21 protein-coding genes are annotated in these 24,586 nt (G+C 62.6%); 6 read left to right on the top strand and 15 right to left on the bottom strand.

Going from position 1 to position 24,586, the window contains the following annotated elements:
• Positions 1-23 precede the first annotated feature (23 nt).
• The 3 genes from METH_RS24600 (at position 24) to METH_RS25335 (ending at position 1,113) form a co-directional block, all read left to right on the top strand.
• Positions 24-182: a phosphonate C-P lyase system protein PhnH gene (locus METH_RS24600; RefSeq protein ID WP_024088714.1), complete on the top strand. Its 159-nt coding sequence runs from the start codon at positions 24-26 to the stop codon at positions 180-182.
• 106 nt (positions 183-288) lie between these two features.
• On the top strand, positions 289-825 hold the full coding sequence (locus METH_RS01940; RefSeq protein WP_024088715.1) for a carbon-phosphorus lyase complex subunit PhnI: 537 nt from the start codon (positions 289-291) through the stop codon (positions 823-825).
• Positions 826-846: 21 nt separating this feature from the next.
• Positions 847-1,113, top strand: coding sequence for a hypothetical protein (locus tag METH_RS25335; RefSeq protein ID WP_024088716.1), 267 nt, complete (start codon positions 847-849; stop codon positions 1,111-1,113).
• A 236-nt stretch (positions 1,114-1,349) separates the two neighbouring features.
• Here METH_RS25335 and METH_RS01950 read toward each other — a convergent pair whose 3' ends face one another.
• The 8 genes from METH_RS01950 to METH_RS01985 all read right to left on the bottom strand — a co-directional run bounded on the left by METH_RS01950 (position 1,350) and on the right by METH_RS01985 (position 8,662).
• The gene (locus METH_RS01950; protein WP_024088717.1) at positions 1,350-2,033 is read right to left on the bottom strand and encodes a DUF1045 domain-containing protein; all 684 of its coding nucleotides are present in this window, start codon (positions 2,031-2,033) and stop codon (positions 1,350-1,352) included.
• Between the two features lie 114 nt (positions 2,034-2,147).
• Complete coding sequence (locus METH_RS01955) at positions 2,148-2,627, bottom strand: class I SAM-dependent methyltransferase (protein ID WP_024088718.1); 480 nt, start codon at positions 2,625-2,627, stop codon at positions 2,148-2,150.
• Positions 2,628-3,386: a polysaccharide deacetylase family protein gene (locus METH_RS01960; RefSeq protein WP_024088719.1), complete on the bottom strand. Its 759-nt coding sequence runs from the start codon at positions 3,384-3,386 to the stop codon at positions 2,628-2,630.
• Positions 3,383-4,519 (bottom strand): glycosyltransferase family protein, encoded by a 1,137-nt coding sequence (locus METH_RS01965; protein WP_024088720.1) that lies wholly within the window; start codon positions 4,517-4,519, stop codon positions 3,383-3,385. The genes METH_RS01960 and METH_RS01965 overlap by 4 nt, the downstream gene beginning before the upstream one ends.
• Positions 4,516-5,103 carry a histidine phosphatase family protein gene (locus METH_RS01970; RefSeq protein ID WP_024088721.1) on the bottom strand — a complete coding sequence of 196 codons (588 nt, stop codon included), beginning with the start codon at positions 5,101-5,103 and terminating at the stop codon, positions 4,516-4,518. Before METH_RS01970 ends, METH_RS01965 begins: the two co-directional genes overlap by 4 nt.
• Positions 5,100-6,188, bottom strand: a complete 1,089-nt coding sequence (locus tag METH_RS01975) for a glycosyltransferase family 4 protein (protein ID WP_024088722.1) — start codon at positions 6,186-6,188, stop codon at positions 5,100-5,102. Before METH_RS01975 ends, METH_RS01970 begins: the two co-directional genes overlap by 4 nt.
• A gap of 6 nt (positions 6,189-6,194) precedes the next feature.
• Positions 6,195-7,439 carry a glycosyltransferase gene (locus tag METH_RS01980; protein ID WP_024088723.1) on the bottom strand — a complete coding sequence of 415 codons (1,245 nt, stop codon included), beginning with the start codon at positions 7,437-7,439 and terminating at the stop codon, positions 6,195-6,197.
• Positions 7,436-8,662 (bottom strand): glycosyltransferase family protein, encoded by a 1,227-nt coding sequence (locus METH_RS01985; RefSeq protein WP_245602946.1) that lies wholly within the window; start codon positions 8,660-8,662, stop codon positions 7,436-7,438. The genes METH_RS01980 and METH_RS01985 overlap by 4 nt, the downstream gene beginning before the upstream one ends.
• Before the next feature lie 396 nt (positions 8,663-9,058).
• Between METH_RS01985 and METH_RS01990 the strand changes: the two genes are divergently transcribed.
• The gene (locus METH_RS01990; RefSeq protein ID WP_024088726.1) at positions 9,059-11,446 is read left to right on the top strand and encodes a mechanosensitive ion channel family protein; all 2,388 of its coding nucleotides are present in this window, start codon (positions 9,059-9,061) and stop codon (positions 11,444-11,446) included.
• 177 nt (positions 11,447-11,623) lie between these two features.
• Here the strand turns inward: METH_RS01990 and METH_RS01995 are convergent, their stop codons facing one another.
• From METH_RS01995 to METH_RS02015, 5 genes are read right to left on the bottom strand one after another with little or no spacing between them, the layout of a single operon-like run.
• Positions 11,624-12,970 carry a CoA transferase gene (locus METH_RS01995; RefSeq protein ID WP_024088727.1) on the bottom strand — a complete coding sequence of 449 codons (1,347 nt, stop codon included), beginning with the start codon at positions 12,968-12,970 and terminating at the stop codon, positions 11,624-11,626.
• Complete coding sequence (locus METH_RS02000; RefSeq protein WP_024088728.1) at positions 12,967-14,121, bottom strand: ABC transporter permease; 1,155 nt, start codon at positions 14,119-14,121, stop codon at positions 12,967-12,969. Before METH_RS02000 ends, METH_RS01995 begins: the two co-directional genes overlap by 4 nt.
• Entirely contained in the window at positions 14,118-15,146 is a 1,029-nt protein-coding gene (locus tag METH_RS02005) for an ABC transporter permease (protein WP_024088729.1), read from the bottom strand. Before METH_RS02005 ends, METH_RS02000 begins: the two co-directional genes overlap by 4 nt.
• Positions 15,146-17,059, bottom strand: a complete 1,914-nt coding sequence (locus METH_RS02010) for an ABC transporter substrate-binding protein (protein WP_024088730.1) — start codon at positions 17,057-17,059, stop codon at positions 15,146-15,148. Before METH_RS02010 ends, METH_RS02005 begins: the two co-directional genes overlap by 1 nt.
• Positions 17,052-18,833 (bottom strand): ABC transporter ATP-binding protein, encoded by a 1,782-nt coding sequence (locus METH_RS02015; protein ID WP_024088731.1) that lies wholly within the window; start codon positions 18,831-18,833, stop codon positions 17,052-17,054. Before METH_RS02015 ends, METH_RS02010 begins: the two co-directional genes overlap by 8 nt.
• Before the next feature lie 434 nt (positions 18,834-19,267).
• Between METH_RS02015 and METH_RS02020 the strand changes: the two genes are divergently transcribed.
• Positions 19,268-19,933, top strand: a complete 666-nt coding sequence (locus METH_RS02020; RefSeq protein ID WP_024088733.1) for a TetR/AcrR family transcriptional regulator — start codon at positions 19,268-19,270, stop codon at positions 19,931-19,933.
• Between the two features lie 30 nt (positions 19,934-19,963).
• Here METH_RS02020 and METH_RS02025 read toward each other — a convergent pair whose 3' ends face one another.
• On the bottom strand, positions 19,964-23,386 hold the full coding sequence (locus tag METH_RS02025) for an indolepyruvate ferredoxin oxidoreductase family protein (protein ID WP_024088734.1): 3,423 nt from the start codon (positions 23,384-23,386) through the stop codon (positions 19,964-19,966).
• Positions 23,387-23,531: 145 nt separating this feature from the next.
• Here METH_RS02025 and METH_RS02030 point away from each other — a divergent pair, with 145 nt between their 5' ends.
• Positions 23,532-23,990 carry an Lrp/AsnC family transcriptional regulator gene (locus tag METH_RS02030; RefSeq protein WP_024088735.1) on the top strand — a complete coding sequence of 153 codons (459 nt, stop codon included), beginning with the start codon at positions 23,532-23,534 and terminating at the stop codon, positions 23,988-23,990.
• Positions 23,991-24,104: 114 nt separating this feature from the next.
• Here METH_RS02030 and METH_RS02035 read toward each other — a convergent pair whose 3' ends face one another.
• The gene (locus tag METH_RS02035; protein ID WP_024088736.1) at positions 24,105-24,497 is read right to left on the bottom strand and encodes a DUF3307 domain-containing protein; all 393 of its coding nucleotides are present in this window, start codon (positions 24,495-24,497) and stop codon (positions 24,105-24,107) included.
• Between the last annotated feature and the right edge of the window lie 89 nt (positions 24,498-24,586).

Consider the following 24,586-nt stretch of genomic DNA (forward strand, 5'->3'; position numbering starts at 1 on the left):
CCAGCGGATTAAGCGATCTGCCTGTGGTCCTGGCCCAAGCTTTTTGCGCAGCGATGAATGCGATAGCATGGCCCGGCCGGATCGAAGAGATAACCGGCGGCACCCCGCCCGAAAGGATCTCGGTTGCCGCTGGCAGTCCGCTGCTGACCTTGCGCGATCCGAAAACGGAGAGCGAAGCCTAGCAAAACAATGCGACGCCTTACCCGCCGGGAGTGAATTTTTTCTGACCTGCGGGGCGCGGGTGGCTGCGCTGCCCCTTCCAGCCAAATCAGTGCGGAGGTCTGAACGATGTACGCTGCAGTAAAAAGCAGCGCGCGGGCGATCGACAACGCCCACGTCTGGCTTGCCGAAGCGCGACGCGGCGATATGGGTGTGGAGGATATTTCCATTGCCCAAATACGCGAACAGCTGAGCCTGGCGGTGAACCGGAAGATGTTCTGCGGCCGCCGGATTTCCGCAACCTTCAAAAACGCGCCGGGCGGCCAGGTTCTGGGGGCAAGGATGGACTACACCCACCGGCTGCTGGGCTTCGATTGGCCGCAGACGGCGAGGCGCCCGAAGCGCCGGCCGCGGAGCCGCGCAAAGAAGCGCCCCCATATCACCGGGTTTCTGCAAGGTGATGATATCATCGAACGCGTCTCTGCCTCAGACGCGGCGCCGGGGGATCTGCCCCGCAAACCGGTGTCCTTCCCGGCGGGCTCAAATGGGTGGTTGCAGTCGCTGGCATGCCGCGGCGAAGTGGAGTTGACTGAGAGCGTGACGGAGTTATGCGATCCCCGAAAACGTCCCCGAACCCCGTTAGATCTTTTTGAAAAGAGTCCCTGATCGGGAGAGTAGCGGAATCGCGTGAAAGCATCGAATTTCACAGACGTGCAGAAGGCGTTCATCATCAAGCAGGCAGAGGGCGGCACTGTCCCGGAAGGCGCCGCTGATTGGCTGGGCCGGGTGGCTATTTCCGGAAACCGTATTGATGACTGGCCTGCGGCTGGTGTTTATGGATGCAACGAGAGGCGGCGTGGAAGTCTCGTTTCAGGCTCGGATGTCGGAACTCTTGCAGGGCCCCGCAGCGTGAAGGCAGACGGCGTCGATGCCGCCAGCGCCGAGCCGCGTTAGTATCTGGCGTTGCGCCGCGAGACACGGGGCCATTTCAGCGCAGTTCCTGCGCAAGGTGCCGCGGGTGCAGGCGCTGGATGCGGTGGAACAGCCGTTGCTAGGACACGGCACGCCACTGGAGCCGGCGCAAGATGCGGCCGCCTCGCAGCTTGCGCGACGGAATATCCCGGAACCGCTGTGGAGATTGACAACAGCGGTGCGATCAGCTCGGCGGTGCAGGCCGGGCTGGCTGCCATTCAACCGGAAAGCGCGTAGCGTTGGATCAGGTGGAACCGGCCGTCAGGTGCCTCGCCCATCAACGCCAGATCCCCGATTGCAAAGGGCGCAGGCAGCAGCGGGAGCAGATACGTGTTGAGCGCGTCTTCCACCGCAGGCAGCTGCGGCTTGGGCAGCTTGCCGGTCAATGTGATGTGAAAGCGGAACTGGTCCAGGACATAAGGCGAGCCCCAACGGCTGAGGTTTGCGTCCTGCTCCGGGTTCAGCCCCGCGCCGCGGCGGCGCGCGATCTCAGCTTCGGACGCCGGCGCGCGGAACGGGTCAAGCTCTGTGACGCAGGCGGCGGCCAGCGCCTTCAGCGCGGTCTCGTCCCCGGTTGGGCGCAGGGCCAGGAAACGGCCGAGCCGCGCCAGTTGCAGACCGTCCAGCGTGATCGGTGTTTGCGAGGCGGCCAGCGCCGCACAGGCATCTTCAAGCGCCGATTGGGTCTGCCCCTCGGCGAGGCGCATCGGCGGCTTCAGGGTAGCGTGCAACCCGTATCTGCGCGGCACGCCGGTAATGGCTGCCACATCCAGCCCGTGAGCCTGCGGGTGAGGCAGGACCAGACCCGCTTCCATGTCCCAGCCCAGCCAGCTGGCTGCAAACCGGCTCCACGCTGCACCGGCAGGCGGGGCGTAATAGATCGCGTATCGCGTGAACGTCACATTGGCCTCCTGAACGCGGCCGTCCATAGCTTGAAAGATGTGGAGGTCAGATGACAGATGAATTGATCCTTGCCAATGCCAAGCTGGTGCTGCCGGGCGAGCCGCGGACCGGGATCAGCCGGCCCGGTAGAACATATAGCGTCCTTGCGGGATGCCGTCCGGGCCGTCCAGCTCTTCGAATCCAACCAGTGGCTGGCCCGAGACGATGATGCCGCCAGGAACCATGACCTGCGCAATGACGGGGGAGAGGATTGCGGCCTCGGCGACGTCTTTTTCCTTGATGCCGAAGCCAAAATCATAATGCGCCAGGGCGATGCTGCGCCCCTCAGCCGCCAGCCGTTCCAGCATTGGCTTTGCCTCGCCTTGCAGGAAATCCTGTTCCGGCGGCACGCAGGAAGGGTGGCATTGCAGCAGCCGGTCAATGACCCGTATCCGACGGCTGGACAGCGTTTCACGCAGGTGATCATAGGTACGGCCGTTGCCCAGGCCCATGTCCAGCACATCGCCTTGCAGCGGGCTGATCTGCCCTGCGGCCCAGTTCAGCCCGTCGCGTTGGGCAGTGAGGCGGCGAAGCATTGAATCCAGACGGCTCATTCAGGACATCCTTTCGTCATAGATCCAGGCCTCTGCCGGACCGTCCAGCAGGCGCTCTGCAAGGGCGGCGGTAAAACCCCAGACTGCCTCGTCATGCACCAGGTGGTGGGTCAGCAGGCCGTAAGGTTCGGCGTTGTCGGCATCGCCAAGGCGGCGGTCGCGCAATTGGCGCACCACCTGCGCAATCAGCTGGTCCGGCGGCACCAGGCTGCGGGCGCCTTTCCAGTCGATCGGGTCGAGATGCGTGTTCACCCGCAACAGGCCGGAGGCGGGTTTGGCGTTTTTGCGCGGTGTAAAGGTGGAGACTGCCGTAAAACCGGCACCTGCCAGCCATGTCATCATTTCCGGCGCGATCCGGTTCCAGGGCGGCACGAACATCGGGCGCAAGCTGGTGCCGAACATTTCCTGCAGAGCGGTGAGGCCGCGCTCGGCATCGTCCAGCAGTTCTTCCAGCGGGCGGTGGGCACCGAACTCGGCCTTTTTTTCACCGGCGGGCGCGTGGTTCTGATGCGCCCAGCCATGCACCACCGGGATCAATTGCGGATTATCTGCAACAAAGCGGCCAAGGTCCGGGGTGACGCCCTGCGGGATCACGGCGAGATGCACCGGCAGGTCAAGCTGCGCAGAGAGTGCTGTCAACCTCTCCAGTTCGGTGGAATGGGACATCGCATCATCGTCCCGCCACCACAAAGGCAGCGTCAATCCTGCCGTCTGCCAGTGCTCCAGTTCCCGGTCCAGACTGCTCCAATCCGGTGTCATTCGCGCCCTCCCGCCAGTTCTGCGGCAATCTTCACACTCCGGGCGGCGCCGTCAAACCTGAAACCGCCCGCTACCCGCGGCGGTGCGTGCAATACCGCTTTGACCGCAGCGCATAGCGTCTCGGCTGAAAGCTCCGCGGTTTTGAGCACCTGGACACCGTTCAAGGGCGCAAGGCTGGCGGCGCGCAGGCCTTGTTCGGCTTCATTCCCGGCATCAAACGGGATCAGCACCGCTGGCGTGCCGGCCTGCAGCAGGTCCAGCGCAGTGTTGTAGCCGCACATGCTGACCGAGGCCGCTGCATGGGAGAGCATCTGGCGGAAATCTTTGCGCGCCGGTTGCAGCAGAGCGGGGGAGCCTGCCTTGGCAAATTCTGCGATGCGCCGGCCAGCGTCCGATCCGCCAACCAGCAGCCGCCAAGGCGTGTCAGGCATCAGCTTTGCTGCCTTGAGCGCAGCCTGGTAAAGCGGTGTTCCGACGCTGCCGCCGCCAGCACTGACCAGAACCTCGCCGCTGCCTGCCTTCTCCGGGTGCAGGCCAGCAGCCGGCGGGGCAACATAGCCGGTGTAGCGCAGCGTGGCTGCCAGCATGCGGGAGACCGGCCAGCTGGCCTCCAGCTTTGTTGCCGCAGGGTCGGAGTGGACCAGTACTGCGTCATAGAACCGGGCGATCACGGCATCGGCTTTGACCGCTTTCTCTGGTTTGGAGGGCGGGGCGAGAATGTCACGGATAGAGGAAAGGATCACTGGCCGCCGGGGCATTGCATGGGCGGCGTCAAGCAGCGCCAGGAATTCCTTGCGCAGGGAACGGCGGCCAAAGGGGTACAGTTCGGTGATCAGCACATCGGGCTGCATCGCGTGCAACGCGGAGCACAGGGCATTTTCGCGGCGAGACAGATAGGCCTCATCCGCCAGAGAGCCGTCTTCTGCCAGCAGCCGGGTGAAATTGACTCCGTCGGAACGCAAGGGTGGCAATTGGACGAGATCGATTCCATCGATGTTGAGCTGGGGGGCAGGAAAACCGCCGGAGGCCACCTGAACTTGATGCCCGGCAGCGGAGAAGGCTCGGGCGAGTGTCAGCGCGCGGGCCAGGTGGCCGGTGCCAAGCAGATGGGTAACGGCGATCAGGACCTTCATGGCGCGGACTTGCGGATAAGGCGGACCGGCTCGGGCCGAGGCGTGAGGGCCGTTCCGCTAAGTTCGACCACGTACAGCCGGTTGCGCTTGATACGGAAGGGGGCGGGGCCGTTGAAAGCCCAGCCATGGGCGCGTGCCAGGATCATCCGCATAATGCCGATGTGGCAGACCGCCAATGTATCCTGCGTCAGACCGCGCAGCCAGGGTTCGATACGGGTCCAGACCTCAGCTGGGGTTTCACCTCCCGGCGGGCGGTAGTGCCAGCCCCAGTCCTCGATATCGCGGAAGCCGCTGGTTGGGTCGGCCTTCAGGTCCAGCCCTTGCAGACCCTCCCAATCGCCCCAGTTCATTTCAATAAGTTCCGGCGCGGTGCGGGGCAGGCGGCTCGCAACCAGTTCGGCGGTTTCAGCCGCACGCAGCAGCGGGCTGGACCAGAGGTCTGCCTGCAGCCAGTCAGCGGGCAGGGCGTAGCCGCGCAGCGCTTTGCGGGCTTGTTCATCCAGCGGGATGTCACTGCGGCCCTGGATGCGGCCGGCGCGGTTCCAGGCGGTGTGGCCGTGACGCAATAGGGCGAGGCGGATCATGCGCGGGTCTCCATCAGCGGCAGAACGGTTGCCCAGAACCGCCGGGCAGCGGCAGGGGCAAGGTGGCGGGACGAAATGAGGTTGCGCGCATGCCTGCCAGCCTCGACGCGCAGTGCGGGGTTTGCAAGCAGGCCTGCGGTAAAGGCTGCGAGAGCTTCGGGCCCCTGTTCCGGAGCGGGGTAGCCCGCAGGCAGCAGCACATCCCGCACGCCAGGCCGGTCCTGAGCTGCGATGGGCAGACCGTGGGCCTGTGCTTCCAGGTAGACCATGCCGAAAGCTTCGTTCACGCCCGGCCAAAGGAACAGGCCGGCGTTGCCATAGGCGGCTGCCAGCTCCGCACGGGAAAGCTGGCCGAGGAAGCGCACTTTGTCGCCATAAGGGGCCATCAGCGTTTCGACATCGCCGCGGGCAGGGCCGTCGCCTGCAATGTCCAGCCGCCAATCGCCGGGCAGATAAGAGAGCATTTCGGAGATGATTTGGTAGGAGGCCAGCTTGTCACCCTGACGCATCATCCCGGCCGTCAGCATCGGGCCGTCCAGCGGCGAGGCTTCGGGCAGCCGATATAGCGGCAGGAAGGGGGGCAGGTGAGCCACTGCCTGCCCGCCGCAGCGATCACGGTCCAATGCAAAATGGTCCTGTTCCGTGAAGTAGAAGATCGCCGCGGCAGCATCGGCAGCGGCGTGGGCAGCTTCCGCAAAGCCGGCCCATGGTCCGGTCAGGCGCTTCTTGGCGCGGGTGGATTCGATTTGCACATAGGGAATGCCACGGGCACGGGCAACGGCAGGGCCGATCAGATCGGGCGCTTTATAGTAGTTGTGATAGCTGACCCAGAGGTCCGCTTCGGGCAGGCCGCGGATTAGCCTTTCAGCCTCGGCTTCGGCCTGATTGCGCAGGCTTGCCTGCAGCGCCGCATCGCCGTGCTTGTCATATATCCGCTGGTCGGAAGCCAGCTGCACCTCCGCACCGCTGGCGGTGAGCAGCCCTATCAGGTTACGGGCAATCTCGCGGTCGCCAGAGGGCACCGGGTGATGCGGCGGCTTCATCGGTGCATAGAAGGCAACCCGCTTTCCGGCTCCCGGCTGCATGTCCAGTCAGTTGCCCTGCAGCATCGCGTTCAGCCGTTGGGAAAGCTGGGCAATGCCGGGATCCATGCCGAAATCCGTGCGCAGGCGGGTCAGTGCGGCCTGGGCCATTTCTGCCAGGCTTTGGGGATGCCGGACGGCGTAAAGAAGGGTTTCCGCCAAAGCTTCGGGGGTGTCCGCGCTCAGCAGGCCATGGGTTCCATGGGTGATGAATTCGGGAATGGCAGACACCGGGGACGACAGGATCGGCAGGGCTTGCGAGGCGGCCTCCATCAGCACATTGGGCAAGCCGTCGCGGTCGCCGTCCGCGGCGACCCGGCTGGGCAGCACAAACAGGTCCGAGCGGCGCATCGCCTCGATCACCTCGGGCTGGTCGCAGGCGCCGCGCCAAGTGATCCGGTCGGCGATACCTGTATCCTCGGCAATGCCCTGCAGCAGATCGCCTAAACCGCCGCCGCCGATGTGTGTCCAGTGCCAATCCAGGCCTGCGGGCAACAGGGCCAGGGCGGCCAGCAGCCGGTCAAAGCCTTTCTTTTCCACCAGGCGGCCGACGGACATGAAGCGGACCGGGTCTTGCGGCTGGCGCGGCTGGCGCTCAGGCGGTGCGGGGAAGCGCGCCAGGTCGAGACCGTGATAGACCAGATCAACCCGGTCCGGCGTATCGGCCATGTCCTGCAGGTGCCTGGCGCCAAAACCGGTGCAAGTGGCGCCAAAGGCCGCGCCGTGATGGGCGGCGGAGAGCTTCTCTTTGATTTCCCAATCGGGCGAGGTCCAGATGTCCTTGGCGTGAGCCGAAAAGCTCCAGGGCAGTCCCCGCATGATGGCGGCATAGCGGGCAACCGAGGACGGCGTGTGCAGGAAGTGCGCGTACAGCCCCAGCACTGCGTCCGGCATCTCCGCGGCCAGCACACAGGCTTGGCCAAAACGGCGGATGCGGTTGGGTGTCAGGTCGCGGCGCAAATCGGTGCGCCAGATGCGGTAGGCCTCTGCATAGCCGGGCAGTTGCTGAGCCTTGGCGCGCGCGCGCCAGACCCGCTCCGGCTCTTCATAGAGGTACTCGGGAAGGTAGTTCACCGGTGCCTGCAGCCGCGCATGCAGCGGGTGGCGCTTGATGTCGGTGGGGTGGCGCAGAGACCAGATCTCGAACGCGTGGCCGGTGGCCTCGAGGGCAACCAGTTCCTGTGCAATGAAGGTTTCGGACAGCCGCGGCCAGCCCTTGACCACCACCGCAAGGGGCGGGCGGGCAGAGGTCATTCAGCGGCCTCTTTCCGGGTGTCCTGAAGCAGCGCAGCGACCCGGCGGGTGACGTAGTCCAGCCCGTCCAGCAGCCCCTCTGATCCGGCGGCAGAGGGCGGCGGCTGGGTGGCCAGCGCGCGGATCGCCTTGGCCAGCGCCGTCGCGGTCCAGCCGTCGCGGGTTTCATCCAGCATGGTTGCAAGGCCGATTTCCTCGGCCCGGCTGGCGCGGATCCATTGCTCCAGCCGCGGTGTGGTGCGGGGCACGATCACCGCGGGTTTGTCAAAGGACAGAACTTCGCAGAAGGTGTTGTAGCCGCCCATGCACACAACGCCCTGGGCGCCGGCAAACAGGGTTTCGATCTGTGATTCAAAGCCGACAGCGGTGACACGGCCATCGAGCCGGGCAACGCGCGCCTCGAAATCCTCGCGGGTTTCGCCGGACAGGAAGGGGCCATAGACCAGCACCGCGCGGGGAGACAGTCCCGGGTCGGCTTCATAAGCCGACAGCACCAGGTCCACCATCATCTCGCCATCGCCGCCACCGCCGGGGGTGACCAGCAGATAGGGCTGTTCCGGCGGCTCCCCCACCTGGCCAAGATCGCGGCGCAGGTAGCCGGTCCAGTGCATCCGGGCCTGCATTTGCGGTGTGAACGGCAGCCCCGCAGTAGGGTCGTATACGGACCGCGGCCCGTAGACCCAAATCTCATCATAGAAATCCCGGGTGGCCTCAACCGCGTGCTTGCGCTCCCATTCGGCGGCCAGAACCTCGGGTTCATCCAGCACATCACGCAGGCCCAGCACCATCTTGCAGCGGCCCCGCGATTTCAGCAGGTCCAGTGCCGGCATCAGCTCACCGCGAAAACCGGTGGGTTCCTTGTCGGCCACCAGCACATCGGGGTCGTATTGCTCCACTGTCGAGCGGATCAGGGCGGCACGCAATTCGGCGGTTTCTTCTATGCTCATGCCCATGGTGCGTGAGGCATAAGAGCCGTCAGAACGCTTGATCACACCCGGCAGGCGGACATGATCGACCCCGGTCGGGAAAGAAAACCGCCCCGCAACCGGCGAACCTGTCAGGATCAGCGCCGAGGTGTCGGGGTTTGCTGCCGTGAGGGCTCCCGCAAGCGCACGTGAACGACGCAGATGCCCCAACCCGAAAGTGTCGTGGCTGTAGAACATGATCCTCGGCCCGCGCGTGCCGGTGTCCGCCGCTGTCTGGCTGATGATTGCGTTCGTCATTGGATTGCCTGATCAGGTTGCCGGGCGGCGGATGGCCGTAATGCCGGATCTGCGGCGCAGGACCCAGGCCAGCCGGAATTGCCGCTCGTCCCCGGGCGCCTGCTGTTGTGCTCCGCCATCGTCCGCCTCAGTTTGCGCGCCCCTTTTGCCAGCTGAGGCGGGAGCACGGACAGTATTTGCCTATGCTGCTGTTCTGGCCCGGATGGTATTCTGCCAGTCCAGGATCTGCAGCTGCCCGCCCACCAGGCGGATGTTTGAATTTATATAACCCGGAGCCTGTGCGCATGCAATCATGTGCCTTTGTTGCCTGATGCACAGGAAATTGCGCCCGCGCCATTTGCGCAACGTCCCGTCGCGTGGTTAATTTGGCGCAAGTTTCCAAAAGGATAAGCGTTCATGCTGCAGCATCTGTTCCGGGTTTTGCTTTGCGCTTTGCTAAGTATCGGGCTGGCGGCTCACGCCGGCGCGCAGGAAAGTGACACGGGCGGAGCGGATGCGCTGTCCAGGGCGATCAAGCAGGCGGCGGAAAGCGGCGTCAGTGTGGTCGTGGTCGACAGCAGCGGTCAGCTGCTGAATGCGCCGCCGGACGAGGCAGAGGAAGCCGGCCGCCCGGCATCCGGCACCAAGGAACAGCCTTCGATGCTGATGAGGGCGCAATCCAGGGTGGGGGCGTTCCGCGCAGAACTGAACAGCCGCCTTGAAGCGCTGCCATACTCGATCTTCGAGATGCAGTACATCCTGCGCCAGACCAGCCCGGACGGCCGCATCATGACTTATGTCGAGGTACTGGGCTGGAGTGTCTTGTTCCTGCTGATCGGGCGCTGGATGTCGACAGAGATCTACGGCAAACGCATCGCCAAGCGTTTTGTGGTCGCCCGGATCCAGGCCAGCCCGGAAGGCTATAAGGAAAAGATGCCATTCCTGGTGTACCGGTTCCTGATGGGGATCGGGGCCACTGTTTTTGCGATGGTTTTTGCAGCCCTTACGTCCTATCTGATCTTCGGGGCCTCGGGTGATCCGTCAATCGAATTCACGGCAACGGCCGTCTACACGGCTTTTTTCCTGGCCCGCACGGTGTCCGATCTGTGGCGGATGGTGCTGTCGCCGTTCCTGGCCCAGTACCGCATACCGGTGTTTTCGGACCGGGACGCAAAGCGGCTCTATATCTGGGCATCCTTGCTGGCGACCTATGACATTTCGTCGACACTGTTTGCCACCTGGGTTGGCGATTTCGGCCTGAATTATAATGTTTATGCATTGGTCTACGGGGTTTTGGCGCTGACGGGGATGCTGGGCAATCTGCTGATGCTGCTGGTCAACGGGCGCGCCATTTCCAACGCCATCCGCGCAGGCCGCACGCCTGAGGAATGTTCCTGGCTGGTACGTATCCTGTCGGTGGTCTGGGCGCCGGTGCTGATGGCCTATATGGCCTTTGGCTGGTTCAAGCTGGCCTTTGACCTGGTGCTGGAAAAGGAAATCTCGATCCCGCTGATGGCGGGAAGCTATATTGTGCTGACCACGATCCTGATCGTCTATGGGGCGATCAATTACTTTATCGAACGCTATTTCGGCCGCAACAGGACGGTACAGGCAGCGGCAGACCCGGATCCGAATGAGGCACCTGCCGGGGCACAGGAAGCAGACCCGGCCCAGGAGGCCTTGGCGGAGATATCTGCAGATGGTCCAGGGACCGGTGAAGATGATGCCGCCCCCTTACCTGCAAAACACCCGATCGCCACCTACGAGGATCTTGCCCGCCGGGTTGCGGGGATTCTTGCCTTTGTCGTTGGCGCCTATTCGCTGGTGATAGTCTGGAACCCGGATGCCCGCTGGACCGAAACGATGGCGGCTGATCGGGTGATTGATGTCACCGTGATTCTGTTCATCGGCTATATCGTCTATCACCTGTTCCGGATCTGGATAGACAGCAAGATCGACGAGGAGGTCGGTGAAGTGGAACCCGGGGAACTGGGGGATGAAGGCGGGGCTGGCGGTGCCAGCCGCCTGGCCACTTTGCTGCCGCTGTTCCGCGGAGCAATTCTGGCGGTGGTGCTGGTCTCGATCGTGCTGATTGTGCTGCTGGAACTGGGCATCAACGTCAGCCCGCTGTTTGCCGGTGCCGGTGTGGTCGGCTTGGCGGTGGGCTTTGGCTCGCAGACTTTGGTGCGGGATATCTTCTCCGGCGCTTTCTTTCTGATTGATGATGCCTTCCGCAAGGGCGAATACATCGATATCGGCGATGTAAAGGGCACGGTCGAAAAAATCTCGGTGCGTTCTTTCCAGCTGCGCCATCATCTGGGCGCGCTGCACACGATCCCCTTTGGCGAAATCAAAGTGCTGACCAATTACTCGCGTGACTGGGTAATGATGAAACTGCCGATGCGCGTGACCTATGACACTGATGTGGAGAAGGTTCGCAAGCTGATCAAGAAGCTTGGCCAGAAGCTGATGGATGACCCGGTAATCGGACATACCTTTATTCAGCCGCTGAAGTCCCAGGGTGTGATCGAAATGCAGGATTCGGCGATGATCATCCGTGTGAAATTCATGACCAAACCAGGAGATCAGTGGATTGTCCGCAAGCGGGTGTACCAGGAGATCCGTGAATTATTTGCCCGCGAGGGCATCAGATTTGCCCATCGAGAGGTCACCGTGCGGCTGGCGCCGGATCAGGCCGATGAGATGACGCCGAAGCAGAAAGAGGCAGCCGCAGGGGCAGCGCAGGCGGCAATTGACGAAGATCTTCTGGACGAGATGGGCGGACCGGGCGGCGATGACCGCTGAGCAAATGCCGGGCCGGCGTCCTCCCGCCCCCGTGCTGGATCGATTGCGCGCTCCGCTTGGGGTTTGGCATGGCGCCGCGCAGGCGCGCGCCGCCGCCTGCGGCGGGAGTATATCTCCCAGAAATAACTCCGGGGTGAGCTGGCTGCAAGCCATAGGGGCAGCGCCCTTCTTTATTGGCTATTGCGGCCAGCACGCGGGAGCGCTGCCGCAACGGGAAGCGGGCCGGTCCCATCGCATCCGGCTGGTATCCAGGCCGAGCGGCGCAGCAAGGCGGCGGCCCGGACCCCAGCCGCTGTTTTCAATCTCCGGATTATAGTCGCTGTCCGCCGGTTTGGTGAGATCCAATCCTTCGGCATATTTCTGCAGTCCGGCAAGCAGTTCTGCAGTGCGGGCAAGCGACAGACGGGCCGCGGGCACTTCCTCTCCCTGTGCGGCGGCTGCCAAGGCCGAGAGCACTGCTGCTGCCATCAGATAGCCCGTGGCATGGTCCAGCGCTTGCACCGGTAAAGGGTGCGGATTGCCCGTCCTGGCCTGGACGCGGCCTGTTTCGGCGATACCTGCACTCATCTGCACCAGGCTGTCAAAGCCGCGCCGCTGGGCCCAGGGGCCGGTCCAGCCATAGGCATCCAGAGTCACTTCAACCGCATTGGGAGCGATCCGGCGGCGGGCGTCCGCGCCGTAGCCCAGGCCATCCAGCACACCCGGGCGGTAGCCATGCACCAGAACATCGGTGTTGGACAGCAACGTCTCAAACCGCTGGCGTCCCTCGTTGCTGCGCAGGTCCAGGGATGCCATGCGCTTGCCCAGTGAAATGTCGGATATGACCCCCGGTTCGTCCCAGCCGGGAGGATCTATGCGCAGCACCTCTGCCCCGAAGCCAGCCAATGTGCGGGTCGAGACCGGCCCGGCCAGAACCCGGGTCAGATCCAGCACTCTGAGACCGGCAAGCGGGCGGTCAGCCGTCGCCTCTGGCCTGTTTCGCAGTTGGATCTTGCGGGGGGAGATCCAGTGGATCAGCGGTTCGGCCGCCACAGCGCTGCCTTGAGGATGCGCCAGCCAGTCCGTCCGGCTGCGCATGGCGGCGGCCGCGCCGCCTGCGGTCACGATCTCCTTTTCGAGAATACCGGCCTGCCAATGCCTGACTGCGGCTTCTGCACCGGAGCGATTTCCCTCGCAGCCGAGCACCTGCAGAGCAGCCCGGCGGTGGTGCGGCAGGTTGGTGTGCAGGCGGATCCAGCCGTCTGCGGCTTGATAATTGCCGGCAATCGGATCCCAAAGGCTGGGAAGCTCCCAGCCCACGGGGCGCAAGCTGCAGCTGAACCAGAGCGAAGCCAGGCGCTGGTCCACTGTGACCTCCGGCGCAACGGGCGCCAGGTTCAGCGCCGATATCAGCTGCGCCAGTTCCAGCCCCGCTGCGGCGATTGAGGCATTGGCAAGTTCGGTAACCGCAAAAACGCTGCACCATCGCCCGGTGCCCGCCAGGCGGTAGCTGCCAGGCGCGGGGAGGGCGGTCAGCAGGGTCATTGCTCGTAAGGATCGAGGCTGTCACGCAGCCCGTCGCCGAGAAAGTTGAAGGCGAGCACGACGATCACAATCGGCAGCATCGGGACCGCGGTCCAAGGATATATCTCAATCGAGGCCAGGTTTTGCGCATCGTTCAGCATCACGCCCCAGCTGACCGCCGGTGCGCGCAGCCCAAGGCCGAGGAAAGACAGCGCGGTCTCGCCCAGGATCATCGCCGGGATCGACAGCGTGGCCGAGGCAATCAGATGCGACATGAAGTTTGGCAGCAGATGCTTGCGGATCACCCGGCCGGAAGAGGCGCCCATCATCTCTGCGGCGCGCACATATTCTTCTTCGCGCAAGGACAGGAACTTTGCCCTCACGGACCTTGCAAGCCCCGGCCAGTCAAGAATCCCGAGGATGATTGAGATGACAAAGAACACCGCAACCGGAGACCAGTTCGAGGGCACCGCGGCAGAAAGCGCCAGCCACAAGGGAAGCTCAGGCAGGGATCGCAGGATTTCGATCACCCGGTTTATCAGCCAATCGGTTTTGCCGCCGAGATATCCTGCCAGCGAACCAAAGAAGATACCAAGCACAAAGGACACGGAAATGCCGATCAGCCCCACAGTAAGCGACAGCTGTGCGCCATAGGAAACGCGGCTGAAGATGTCGCGGCCGAGCCGGTCGGACCCCAGGATAAAGATCGTCGCCTCTTCGGTCGCGCAGAACAGGTGGCGGTTGCTTTCGATGAGACCTGCCAGCTTATACGTTGTGCCCTCGCAGAAAAATTTAAGCTTCAGCGGACGCGAGGTGTCAGGACTGAATTCCCACTGGAAAGTTTCCAGATTGGCCTCGGACGTCATCGGGTAAACGAAGGGACCCACAAAGGCGCCCTCGTGGAACAGCTTTATCGATTGCGGAGGGGAATACAGGTGCTCTGAAAAGCGCTGGTTTGGACCGTAGGGCGCGATGAAGCCGGCAAACGGGATCATGAAATAGGCGACCAGCAGAAACAGGCCCGAAATCAGTCCGAGCCTGTGGGTCTTGAACTTGCGCCAGACCAGCAGCCAGTTGGGCGCGTCCAGGTCCTTGCGCTCCAGCTCCAGCAGCGAGGCCTGCGGGTCGAAAGGCTCATCATCGACGTAACGTCCATCAGGCAGCCGGGTCATGCGCCGCGCCCCTCATACCGGATCCTCGGGTCAAGCAGCACCAGCAATACATCTGAAACCATGGTGCCGATCAGCGTAAGCAACGCGACGAACATCAGCACGAAGCCCGACAGGAACATGTCCTGGGTCTTGAGTGCGGTCAGCAGGGTCGGACCGATGGTTTGCAGCCCCAGCACCACCGAAACCAGAACCGAGCCTGAGATCATTGCGGGCAGCAAGTTGCCGATGTCTGCGACAAAGGGGTTGAAGGCAACCCGCAGCGGATATTTGGTCAGCATCCGCGAGGGTGCCATACCTTTGGCAATTGCGGTTTCCACGTAAGGCTTGCCCAGTTCGTCCAGCATATTGGCGCGCAGGCGTTGCATCATCGCGGACGCACCGGCAGTGCCGATCACGAAAGTCGGCACAATCAAGTGGACAAGAATGGATTTCACCTTGTCCCAGTTCATCGGCACGCCTTCGTATTCAGGCGCCATCAACCCGCCGATGGGCAGATCAAACCAGCGGTGGCCATAGTAGAACAGGATCAGCGCCAGCAGGAAGTTTGGCGTGGCGAGACCTAGATAGCCGATGAAAGCCGAGGTGTAATCAATCCAGGTGCGGGCCCGCGCGGCGGCCAGCACCCCCAGCGGCAGCGCTACCGCGTAGACAAAAACAACGGCGGACAGGTTTACCAGAACCGTAAGCCACAGGCTGTCGCCGACGATATCGGCAACCGGGCTGTCGAACTCGAACGACCAGCCGAAATTACCCTGTATCATGCCGGAGAACCCGTGCGGACCAGGCATGAAACCCATCCAGATCATGTATTGCTGCCACAGGGGTTTATCGAGCGCATATTCCTGCCGAAGGAATTCCGCCTTAGCGACACCTGCGGACTGGCCGGTGGCCTGCAGCTCGGCAATCTGGTTCGACAGATAGTCACCCGGCGGCAGGTTGATGATGGCAAAGACCAGCACGGACACCACCAGAAGCGTAAGCAGCATGGTGCCGAAACGGTAAATGGCGTAGCGCAGAATTTCCATCAGCCCTGGCCATCCTCAAAAAAGAACTCATCCGGCCGGTAAACGCCGAAATGGGCACCGGGATCCCAGGCCCATACTGCTTGTTCGGGCACGTTGCGCAGGCGGTTGCTGACCACGACTGGCTGCGGCGCGGCGGCCACGACGCCGATGGCATAAACTTGATCGGCGTGGATCTTCAGCATGGCCCGCCAGGCGGCAGCCCGCTCGGCATCTGTGGTGGCCATGTTCCAATCCTGCATCAGATCCATCAGCTGCTGCGCCGGAGCCATGTCAGGCGGCTCACCCGCGTCACCGCCGGTTTGATAGAATTGGCCCCACTTCGGCCAGGACAGGAACACCTGATCCGTTGGCGCCAGATAGGCGGGCGAGGTGTAGACCTGCGGCAAGCCATTGTCCCAGCCGAACCAGGCAGAGGCCAGGGTGCTGCCGGAAAAGACCCGGTTGCGCAGGATGTCACGGTCCAGCGGGCGCATGACCAGTTTGACCCCGACATCACGCCAATCATCCGAGATTATCTGAAGTGCATTTTCGACTTCCTGACGTTCGCCGGCGGTTTCCACTACAAGTTCCATCAGCCGACCGTCGGCCAGATAGCGGATGCCGTAGGCGTTTTTCTCTGACAGGCCGGCCTCGTCCAGCAGCCGATTGGCCTGCTCCGGGTCGAAATCCGCCCAGGCGGCACGCAGGGCAGGATCAAAGAATTCGCTTTGCTCCAGCACGGTCATGGCGCCGGGTTTGGCCAGATTGAAATAGAGCGCCCGGTTGATGGCGCGGCGGTTGATAGCCAGCGACAGCGCCCGGCGCACCCGGACATCGCGCAGCACCTCGCGCCAGACCGGATCCCTGGCATTCAGGTTCGGATAGATTGCAATCTGCGAGGCGGCACCGGAGCCCCAGAGATATGTCTTGTAGTTTGCGCCGTCCTTCTCGCCCTTGCGCAGGATCGGAATATCGCGAAAGCCCAGGCCGCGGGCCTGCAGATCGGCCTCACCGGCGTTCGACTTGGCCGCAACCAGGCCGGCGGTCACGATCTCCATCTCCACGGTGTCGATATAGGGCAGCTGCACGCCGCGGCTGTCGATCCGGTGGTAATAGGGATTGCGCACGAACTGGTGGCGGATCTTCTTGCCGGGCGAGGCATTGATCCAGGGCTGCAGTGTCGGAAGCTCGTGGTTATCGAACTTGTACATATTGTCGTATTTGTTGTGCAGCGCCGCCCAGCTTTTGACGCGGGCGTAATCGACCTCCTCTTCCAGCACATCCGGGTCGGCGTAATCCGCGTGGAACTGTTTCAAGTATTCCGCAGGCCGGTAGATGAATGGCGGGCGCGCCTGGGCCAGCATGTGCAGGAAACTGGGGTTGGGATCGTCCCATTCATAAATGATTGTGGTTTCATCCGGGAAGCTAACACGCGGCAGCTTGCCGTTCACGCGCAGGAAATCCGGCGGACCGGCCGGGCTGAGCAGCTCGTGGTTGGCGACATCCTCCCACCAGTAGCGGAAATCGGCTGAGGTGAAGGGATCGCCGCTGGACCAGCGGTGGCCGGGCCGCAGTGTCAGGGTGTAGCGCCGGTTCCCTTGGTTCTCATAGCGCAGCAGAATATCAGGCTGCAGCCGGTAGCTATCGTCGTAGCCCGCCAGCCGGGCATAGCCATAGACAACCATCTGGCGGATATCCTTGGAGCGGGTCACCATGGTGTTCAGCGTGCCGCCCTCGATGCCAAAGTCCCGGCCCTTGGCAGCCAGATCGACCACCAGCGGCACCTCTGGCAGGCGTTTGGCCACAGGCGGCAGGTAGCCCGCCTTGACTTCGGCACTCCAAAATTTGCTTTCCTGGACCTCGGGGCCGCACAGCGCAGAAAACGGTGCAAGGCAGAAGGCAGCCGTCAACAGGGGTTTCAGGGCATCAAGCATGGCAGCGCACCTTATGGCCGGGTTCCAGGTGTTTCAGGTTTACCAGGCGCGGGGCATCGAATCCGTTAAAGCGGAATTCTTCGGGCCAGCAATCCGGCGCGCCTGCGCCCTGGGCCACCAGTTTCAGATCTATGGGCCGGTCAATATCGGGTTCCGGCTGCGCCGCGATCAGCGCCTTGGTGTAAGGGTGCTGGGGATTGTAGAACAAGGTTTCCGGCGGCGCCTGTTCGACAATCAGTCCGCGCCGCATTACTGCGACCTCATCTGCAACGCGGGCTACCACGGCCAGATCATGGCTGATGAACAGATAAGACAGGTTCTGCTGGTCGCGGATTTCCTCCAGCAGCCGCAGGATCTGCTCCTGCACCGAAACATCCAGAGCCGAGGTCGGCTCGTCGCAGACAATCAGCGCCGGCTCCAGCATCAACGCGCGCGCGATCGACAGCCGCTGGCGCTGACCGCCGGAAAACGCATGCGGGTAGCGTTTCAGCATGTCCGGCGACAGGCCGACCAGCCGCAGCATGTCCGCTGCCCTGTCCCGGCGTTCAGCACGAGAACCGACGCGGTGGATCTCCAGCGGCTCAACCAAGGTGTCCTGAATGCGCATTCTGGGCGACAGCGAGGAGTAAGGATCCTGAAACACCATCTGGGCCTGCCGCTGAAAGGCAGTACGTGCGGCGCGGTCCATGCTGTGCACAGTGACGGCCGGTTGATCAGGGTCAGGGCGGAACAGCACCTCGCCACCGGGATCCGGACGCTCTGCCCCCAACGCAATCCGTGCGGCTGTGGTCTTGCCCGAGCCGCTTTCGCCGACGACAGCCAGGGTTTTCCCGCGGGCTAACAGCAGATCGATCTCGCGGCAGGCGTGGATCAAGGTTGGAGCTTGCCAGCCTTTGCGGGCTCTCAAAGTGTAGGTTTTGGAGACCGACTTCATTTCCATGATCAGATCATCGCGTGACGGCGGGATGGCGACGACCGCTTCATCCGGGATTTCCGGGGCCGCGTTGAACAGGGCCTTGGTGTACGGATGGGCAGGAGTCCGTAGCATTGGTTCCGCACGGCCGGATTCCATCACCCGGCCCTTGTGCATCACCACCACCTGCTCTGCCATATTGGCGACCACGCCCAGGTCATGGGTGACCAGGATCATTGCCATGCCGGTTTCGTGCTGCAGCTCTTTCATCAGACCCAGCACCTGCGCCTGAGTAGTCACGTCCAGCGCCGTAGTCGGCTCATCCGCGATCAGCAGATCCGGCTTGGCCACCATAGCCATGGCGATCATCGCCCGCTGGCGCATCCCGCCGGACAGTTCGAAGGGATAGGATCTGTAGGTGCGTTCCGGCTCGGGGAACCCGACCCGCTCAAAACATTCAAGAACTTTCTTGCGTGCCTCGCGTTCGGACTTGCGGCCATGCAGCCACAGCACTTCTGACACCTGGTTGCCGATCCGGTGCAGCGGGGAAAGCGAGCGCATCGGCTCCTGGAAAATCATCGCGACGGTATTGCCGCGCACGTCGCGCATCAGCCGTTCGTCGAGTGTCGCAAGATCAACCTCGCTGCCGCGGGTGTTCAGCAAGATGCGCCCGGAGCGCAGCTGCGCCACCTTCGGCAGGATGCGCAGCACGGCACGGCAGGAGACCGTCTTGCCCGAGCCGCTCTCCCCGACCAAGGCAAGTGTTTCGCCAGGCTGCACAGCAAAGCTCACGTCCTTTACGACGGAGGCACCCTTGCCAAACCCGATGCTGAGATTCTCAACGGACAGCAGCGGGCGCATTCAAGTTTGTCCGCCCGGCTGGTTCAAGGCAGTCATGAGATCATGTTTTCCCCTGTTTTTTCCTTCACTTTCGCGTGCTGAGGGCTGCTTAGTCAAACCCCATTTGACCAGATGCCCGTTGCGCAAGGGATAATGGGTTGGCTTTCCGGTTGTGCTGATGGGCCCTTCTCAGGGCCAAAAGCCCGCATTCGCTCCGCATATCCGGTGTTTTTGGTCCGGCTTGCCGGAGAAGGATAACGGGTTTTCACGTTAGCGTGCCTTCAGGTGTATAAAGGCCCTATTTATATCCCACCCTTCAATAACTGCGGAGCTGCTGTGGCCCGGGCGCCACTCAATCCATGCCGCAATAGCCTGCTGACAGGATTGCATTGCTGGCGCCAGCCGTCAGCCCGGCATAGGATGCCATGGAACGCAAGCATTCCGAAGGGCCCCACATGGCGCAAAAACCTGTTCTGCACCGGGACGATCCGGAGGCCGAGCCGCTGGTCGGCAACATTAAGGTCACCCGCAACGACTGGCTGAATGTCGCGATGGATGTACTGATCTCGGACGGGGTGGAGCAGGTGAAAGTGCTGGCGCTTGCCGAGCGGATGCAGGTCTCGCGCTCATCTTTCTACTGGTATTTCAAATCGCGCCAGGACTTGCTGGATGCGCTGCTCAAAACCTGGGAGCAGACCAATACCGCCGGCATGGTGCGCCAGGCCGAGACGCCGGCCGAGACTATCACAGGCGCGGTGCTGAACGTGTTCCGGTGCATCGCCAACCCCGATCTGTTCAACACTGCGCTGGACTTTGCCGTACGTGACTGGTCCCGCCGCTCAGGCAAGGTGCGCAGCTTGCTGGACCGCTCGGACCGGCGCCGGGTCGAAGCGTTAACGGGGATGTTCGCACGCTACGGCTATCCGGACCGAGAGGCGGTAACCCGGGCCAAGGTGCTGTACTACATGCAGCTCGGCTATGAGATGGCGGACCCGAACGAGACCCACGCGCACCGGCTGGAGATGACGTCCGAGTACCTCAAGGTTTTCACCGGGCGCGAGCCGATGTCCGAAGAAATGGCGGACTTCACCGAGTTTACCAAGCAGCACTGGGACGTCTGAGGCGCTATCCGCAGCCGCGGGCGTGAGGTTTTACAGGCTGCGGAGCAACTCTTCGGCCTGCGTGCGTGCCACCTCAGCCGCTTTCAGCCGGACCGGGCCATAGCCGCGGATTTCCATTGGCGCATTCAGTACCTTGAGGCAGGCCTCATGCGTATCGGTGCTGTAACGGCTGGCGATGGTCCCCAGCGCGGCCTCATACCAGGCCAGCAGGCCGCGGTGCAGGCGGGCTTCCTCGTGATAGCCAAAGATGTTCAAGGCCGAACCGCGCAGCGCCTTGCCCTTGGCCAGAAGGTGCATCACCGGGCGCAGCCAGGCCCCGAAGGCCCGTTTTGCTGGACGTCCGCGGGCGTCCTTTTTCCAGTTCAGCAGAGGCGGCGCGAGGTGGTATTTGACGCTGAAATCTCCTTCGAATTCATCCTCCAATTGATGCTGGAAGGCATCGCTGGTGAGCAGCCGGGCAACTTCAAATTCGTCCTTGTAGGCCATCAGCTTGAACAGAGATCGCGCCGCCGCACGCGTCAGCTCGTCCTGCGCATTGGCAGGCAGCGCCTCGCGGAGCCGCCGCAAGGCAGAGGTGTAGCGCCCCGCGTAAGCCACGTTCTGATACCCGGTGAGGAACGACGCGCGCCGCTCAATCAGCGCGTCCAGCGTCTCGGGTTTTTCGGGGGCCTCCTCATAATGGCTGGCGACCAGTTCCGGGTCTGCCGCCATGGCACGGCCGATGGCAAAGGCCAGGCGGTTCTTTTCAATGGCAACGCCGTTCAGCTCGATCGCCTGATCCAGCGCGCCGGCACTCACCGGCACCAGACCCTTCTGCCAAGCAAAACCCAGCATCATGACATTGGCCAGCACAGCGTCGCCCAGCATTGTCTCCGCGGCCTCATTGGCGTTGAAACCGGACAGGTTCTGGGGACCGACGGCTTCGGCAATGGTTTTTTCGCGCAGGCCTGCCATCAAGTCAGCATCGCGGCGCAGCACCAGATCGCCGGTGGGCATTTCCGCCCGGTTCAGCACTACCTTGGTGTCCGCCCGGTAATGGGCGGAGGCCTTGGGCGCCGAACTGACCACCACGTCACAGCCAATCACCGCATCCGCGCCGCCTTCGTCGATGCGCACCTGATTAAGCGTCTCCGGCGCGTTCGACAGGCGGATATAGCTCAGCACGGTGCCAAACTTCTGTGCAAAGCCGGTGAAATCCAGAACGCTGGAGCCCTTGCCCTCCAGATGCGCGGCCATGGTGATCAGCGCACCCACGGTGACAACGCCGGTGCCGCCGACGCCGGTGACCAGCAGATCAAACGGCGCGTCCAGCGATGGCAGGGCGGGGGCAGGCAGCTTGGCGGTCAGCTGCGCGGCATCCAGGCCCGCGGTCTTCTTCTTGCGACGGGTTGCGCCCTCAACGGTGACAAAGCTGGGGCAGAATCCGTTCAGGCAGGAGAAATCTTTGTTGCAGCTCGACAGGTTGATCTTGCGCTTGCGGCCAAACGGCGTCTCCTTCGGCTCCACGCTCAGGCAGTTGGATTCCACCGAACAGTCGCCGCAGCCCTCGCAGACCAGATCGTTGATGAAGGCAAACCGTTTGGGATCTTCCATCTTGCCGCGCTTGCGGCGGCGACGCTTTTCAGTGGCGCAGGCCTGTTCGTATATCAGGACGGTGACGCCTGGGATTTCGCGCAACTCACGCTGCACACTGTCCAGCGCACTGCGGTCATGGAAGGTGGTGCCCGCCGGGAAGTCGCCGCGGCTGAACTTGCCGATGTCATCGGAAACCAGGGCGATCCGGTCCACCCCTTCAGCACGGCAGGTCTGGGCAATGCCATGCACCGAGACCGGCCCGTCCACCGGCTGGCCGCCGGTCATCGCCACCGCGTCGTTGTACAGGATCTTGTAGGTGATGTTGGTGCCCGCCGCGACTGCCTGGCGGATCGCCAGCGATCCGGAGTGGTACCAGGTGCCTTCGCCCAGGTTCTGGAAAACATGCTTGCCGCCATTGAACTGCGAGGCCACGGTCCAGGGCACCCCTTCGCCGCCCATCTGGGCATAGCCGGCAGTCTCCCGGTCCATCCAGCTGGCCATCACATGGCAGCCGATGCCGGAAAACGCCTTGGACCCTTCGGGCAGTTTGGTGGAGCTGTTGTGCGGGCAGCCTGAACAGAAATAGGGCGTTCGGGTGGCGCCGGGCACATTCAGCACCTTTGGCGGCTCGGCTGCCAGCGCGGCCGCCTTGGCGGGCAGGTTTTCCTCCGGGAAAAATTTGTCCAGCCGTGCGGCAACGATAGGCGCCAGCAACAGCGGGCTCAGCTCACCGGTCCAAGGGATCAGCGGCTCCCCCTGGCTGTCGTATTTTCCGACCATCTTCTCGGGCTTGCTGCCGGGCCAGTCATAGAAGTTTTCCTTGAACTGGCTTTCGATAATGCCGCGCTTTTCCTCGACAACCAGCACCTCCTGCTTGCCCTTCACGAATTTCAGCGCATCGGTGCGGTCCAGCGGCCAGACCATGCCGACCTTGTAGATGTCGATGCCCATTCGGCGGCAGGCGGCCTCATCCAGCCCCAAAAGCCGCAGCGCTTCCATCAGGTCGAGATGCCCCTTGCCGGTGGAGACAAAGCCAAAGCGCGCGTCCTTGATGTCATAGATCCGCTTGTCGATCGGGTTGGCCTCGGCAAAGGCGCGCACGGCGTCCAGTTTGGCGTGAATACGGGTCTCGATCTCGGGCGAGGGCAGATCGGCGCGGCGTATATGCAACCCGCCGGGATAGTCCGGCAGGTCGGGGTATATGAACGCGCGGTCTGGGCGCAGTTCAACCGAACGCGCGCTTTCCACGGTTTCGGACACAGCTTTGAACCCAACCCAGGTGCCGGAATAGCGCGAAAGCGCAAAGCCATACTCGCCGAATTCCAGAAATTCGGACACGTCCGCCGGGTTCAGCACCGGCATGAACCAGGACATGAAGGCAACATCCGACTGATGCGGCATCGAGGAGCTGACGCAGCCGTGGTCGTCGCCCGCTACGACCAGTACGCCGCCCTTTGCGGAGGAGCCATAGGCGTTGCCATGCTTCAGCGCATCGCCGGAGCGGTCCACCCCTGGACCCTTTCCGTACCACATGGAAAACACGCCCTCGACCTCGCAATGCGGATCGAGCACTGCCTGCTGGGCGCCCAGAACCGCGGTAGCGCCCAAATCCTCGTTCACTGCCGGCATAAACTTGATCCGGTTTTCCTTCATCCGGTCCTCGGCGCGCCAAAATTCCAAATCGACCGCCCCCAAAGGCGAGCCGCGGTAACCAGAGACAAAACCCGCAGTGTTCAAGCCGGCTTCCTGATCGCGGCGCGCCTGATCGAGCATGATCCGGGCCAAGGCCTGGGTGCCGGTCAGGAAAACCCGGCCCTGGGTCTTTTCGTACCGGTCTTCCAGCTTGTAGCTGCGGAAATCATGGCTCAGCTTGGTCATCTTGGAGTGTCCTTGCACGGAGAATGTGATGTCCGGAAAGTTAAACCACTTAGCTTGAAGAGATTTGCCTGAATTGCTGCTTTTGCGGATAATTATGGGTAAGGTATCCAGAATATTGTGCTCTGGCGGGGAAAGTGACCGAACCATGAAACTTGACGATCGCGATTGCCGTATCCTCACCCTGTTGCAGGAAGACTCCCGCATTTCCAATGCTGACCTGGCTGAAGCCGTCGGCATGTCGGCCTCTGCTCTGTGGCGCCGGGTGCGGGCGCTGGAGGATGCGGGCATTATCGAGCGGTATGGCGCAGTGGTGAATGCTCCGGCAATGGGGCTTGGGTTCCAGGCCATCGTGCATGTGCATTTGACACGTCATGATCCGGACAAGCTGGTGGAATTCATCCGCGCAGTAGAGACCAGCCCGCTGGTGCAGGAATGCTACGCCACAACAGGACAGGCCGACTACCACCTTCGCGTGCTGGCTCCGGATCTGGATGCCTACAACCGGTTTCTGGAGGGATTTCTGTTCCGTCTTCCAGCGGTCGCCAGCGCTCAGACAAATGTGGTGCTGCGTACGATCAAACGGGACAAGCCGGTTGTGCCTTAGAAAATTCGCCAGCGGCGGGAGTATATTCTTAAGCAGATGGCTGTGCAGCCAGTCAGTGCCTTCTTTGCAACGATACTTTGGGGGCTGCGGGCGGGCCTCAGCCCGCGGGTGCCGTCACGCCGCCGCGTATTTCACCCAGGCCCAGGCCATGGCGATGTAGGTCAACTGGTGCAGAGCCTGGTCAGAACCCATCGCCTGCCAGAACATTGCCTGCTGCGGGTGCAGCTTCTTGCGTTCGGAGAAACGGGCTTTGCCGAAATCAATGTGGAAGTGAACCACCCACTCCAGCACACCCAGGACCAGAATGAATGCCAATTGTGCGCCGAACAGCAAATAAACAAGGGCTGAGCCGATCACATGGATACCCGCATGCTGGGCCCGCCCCATATGGGCATAGGCGCAGCGGCCGGACAGCATTTTGGGTGTTTGCAGAAAGAAGTCGGCAAACAGGTGCTTGACCTGCAAAGCGCAGAGCAGCAGCAGTACGTATCCGACATATTCCGTCAAACCTATTGACCTCCAGCAAAGATACCTTGCTGGAACCTTACGGATTTTTCGCCGTCTGGCAATTGTCGCGCCGGCAGGGGTGCGCAACG

It is taken from the genome of Leisingera methylohalidivorans DSM 14336 (assembly GCF_000511355.1).
GTDB lineage: Bacteria > Pseudomonadota > Alphaproteobacteria > Rhodobacterales > Rhodobacteraceae > Leisingera > Leisingera methylohalidivorans.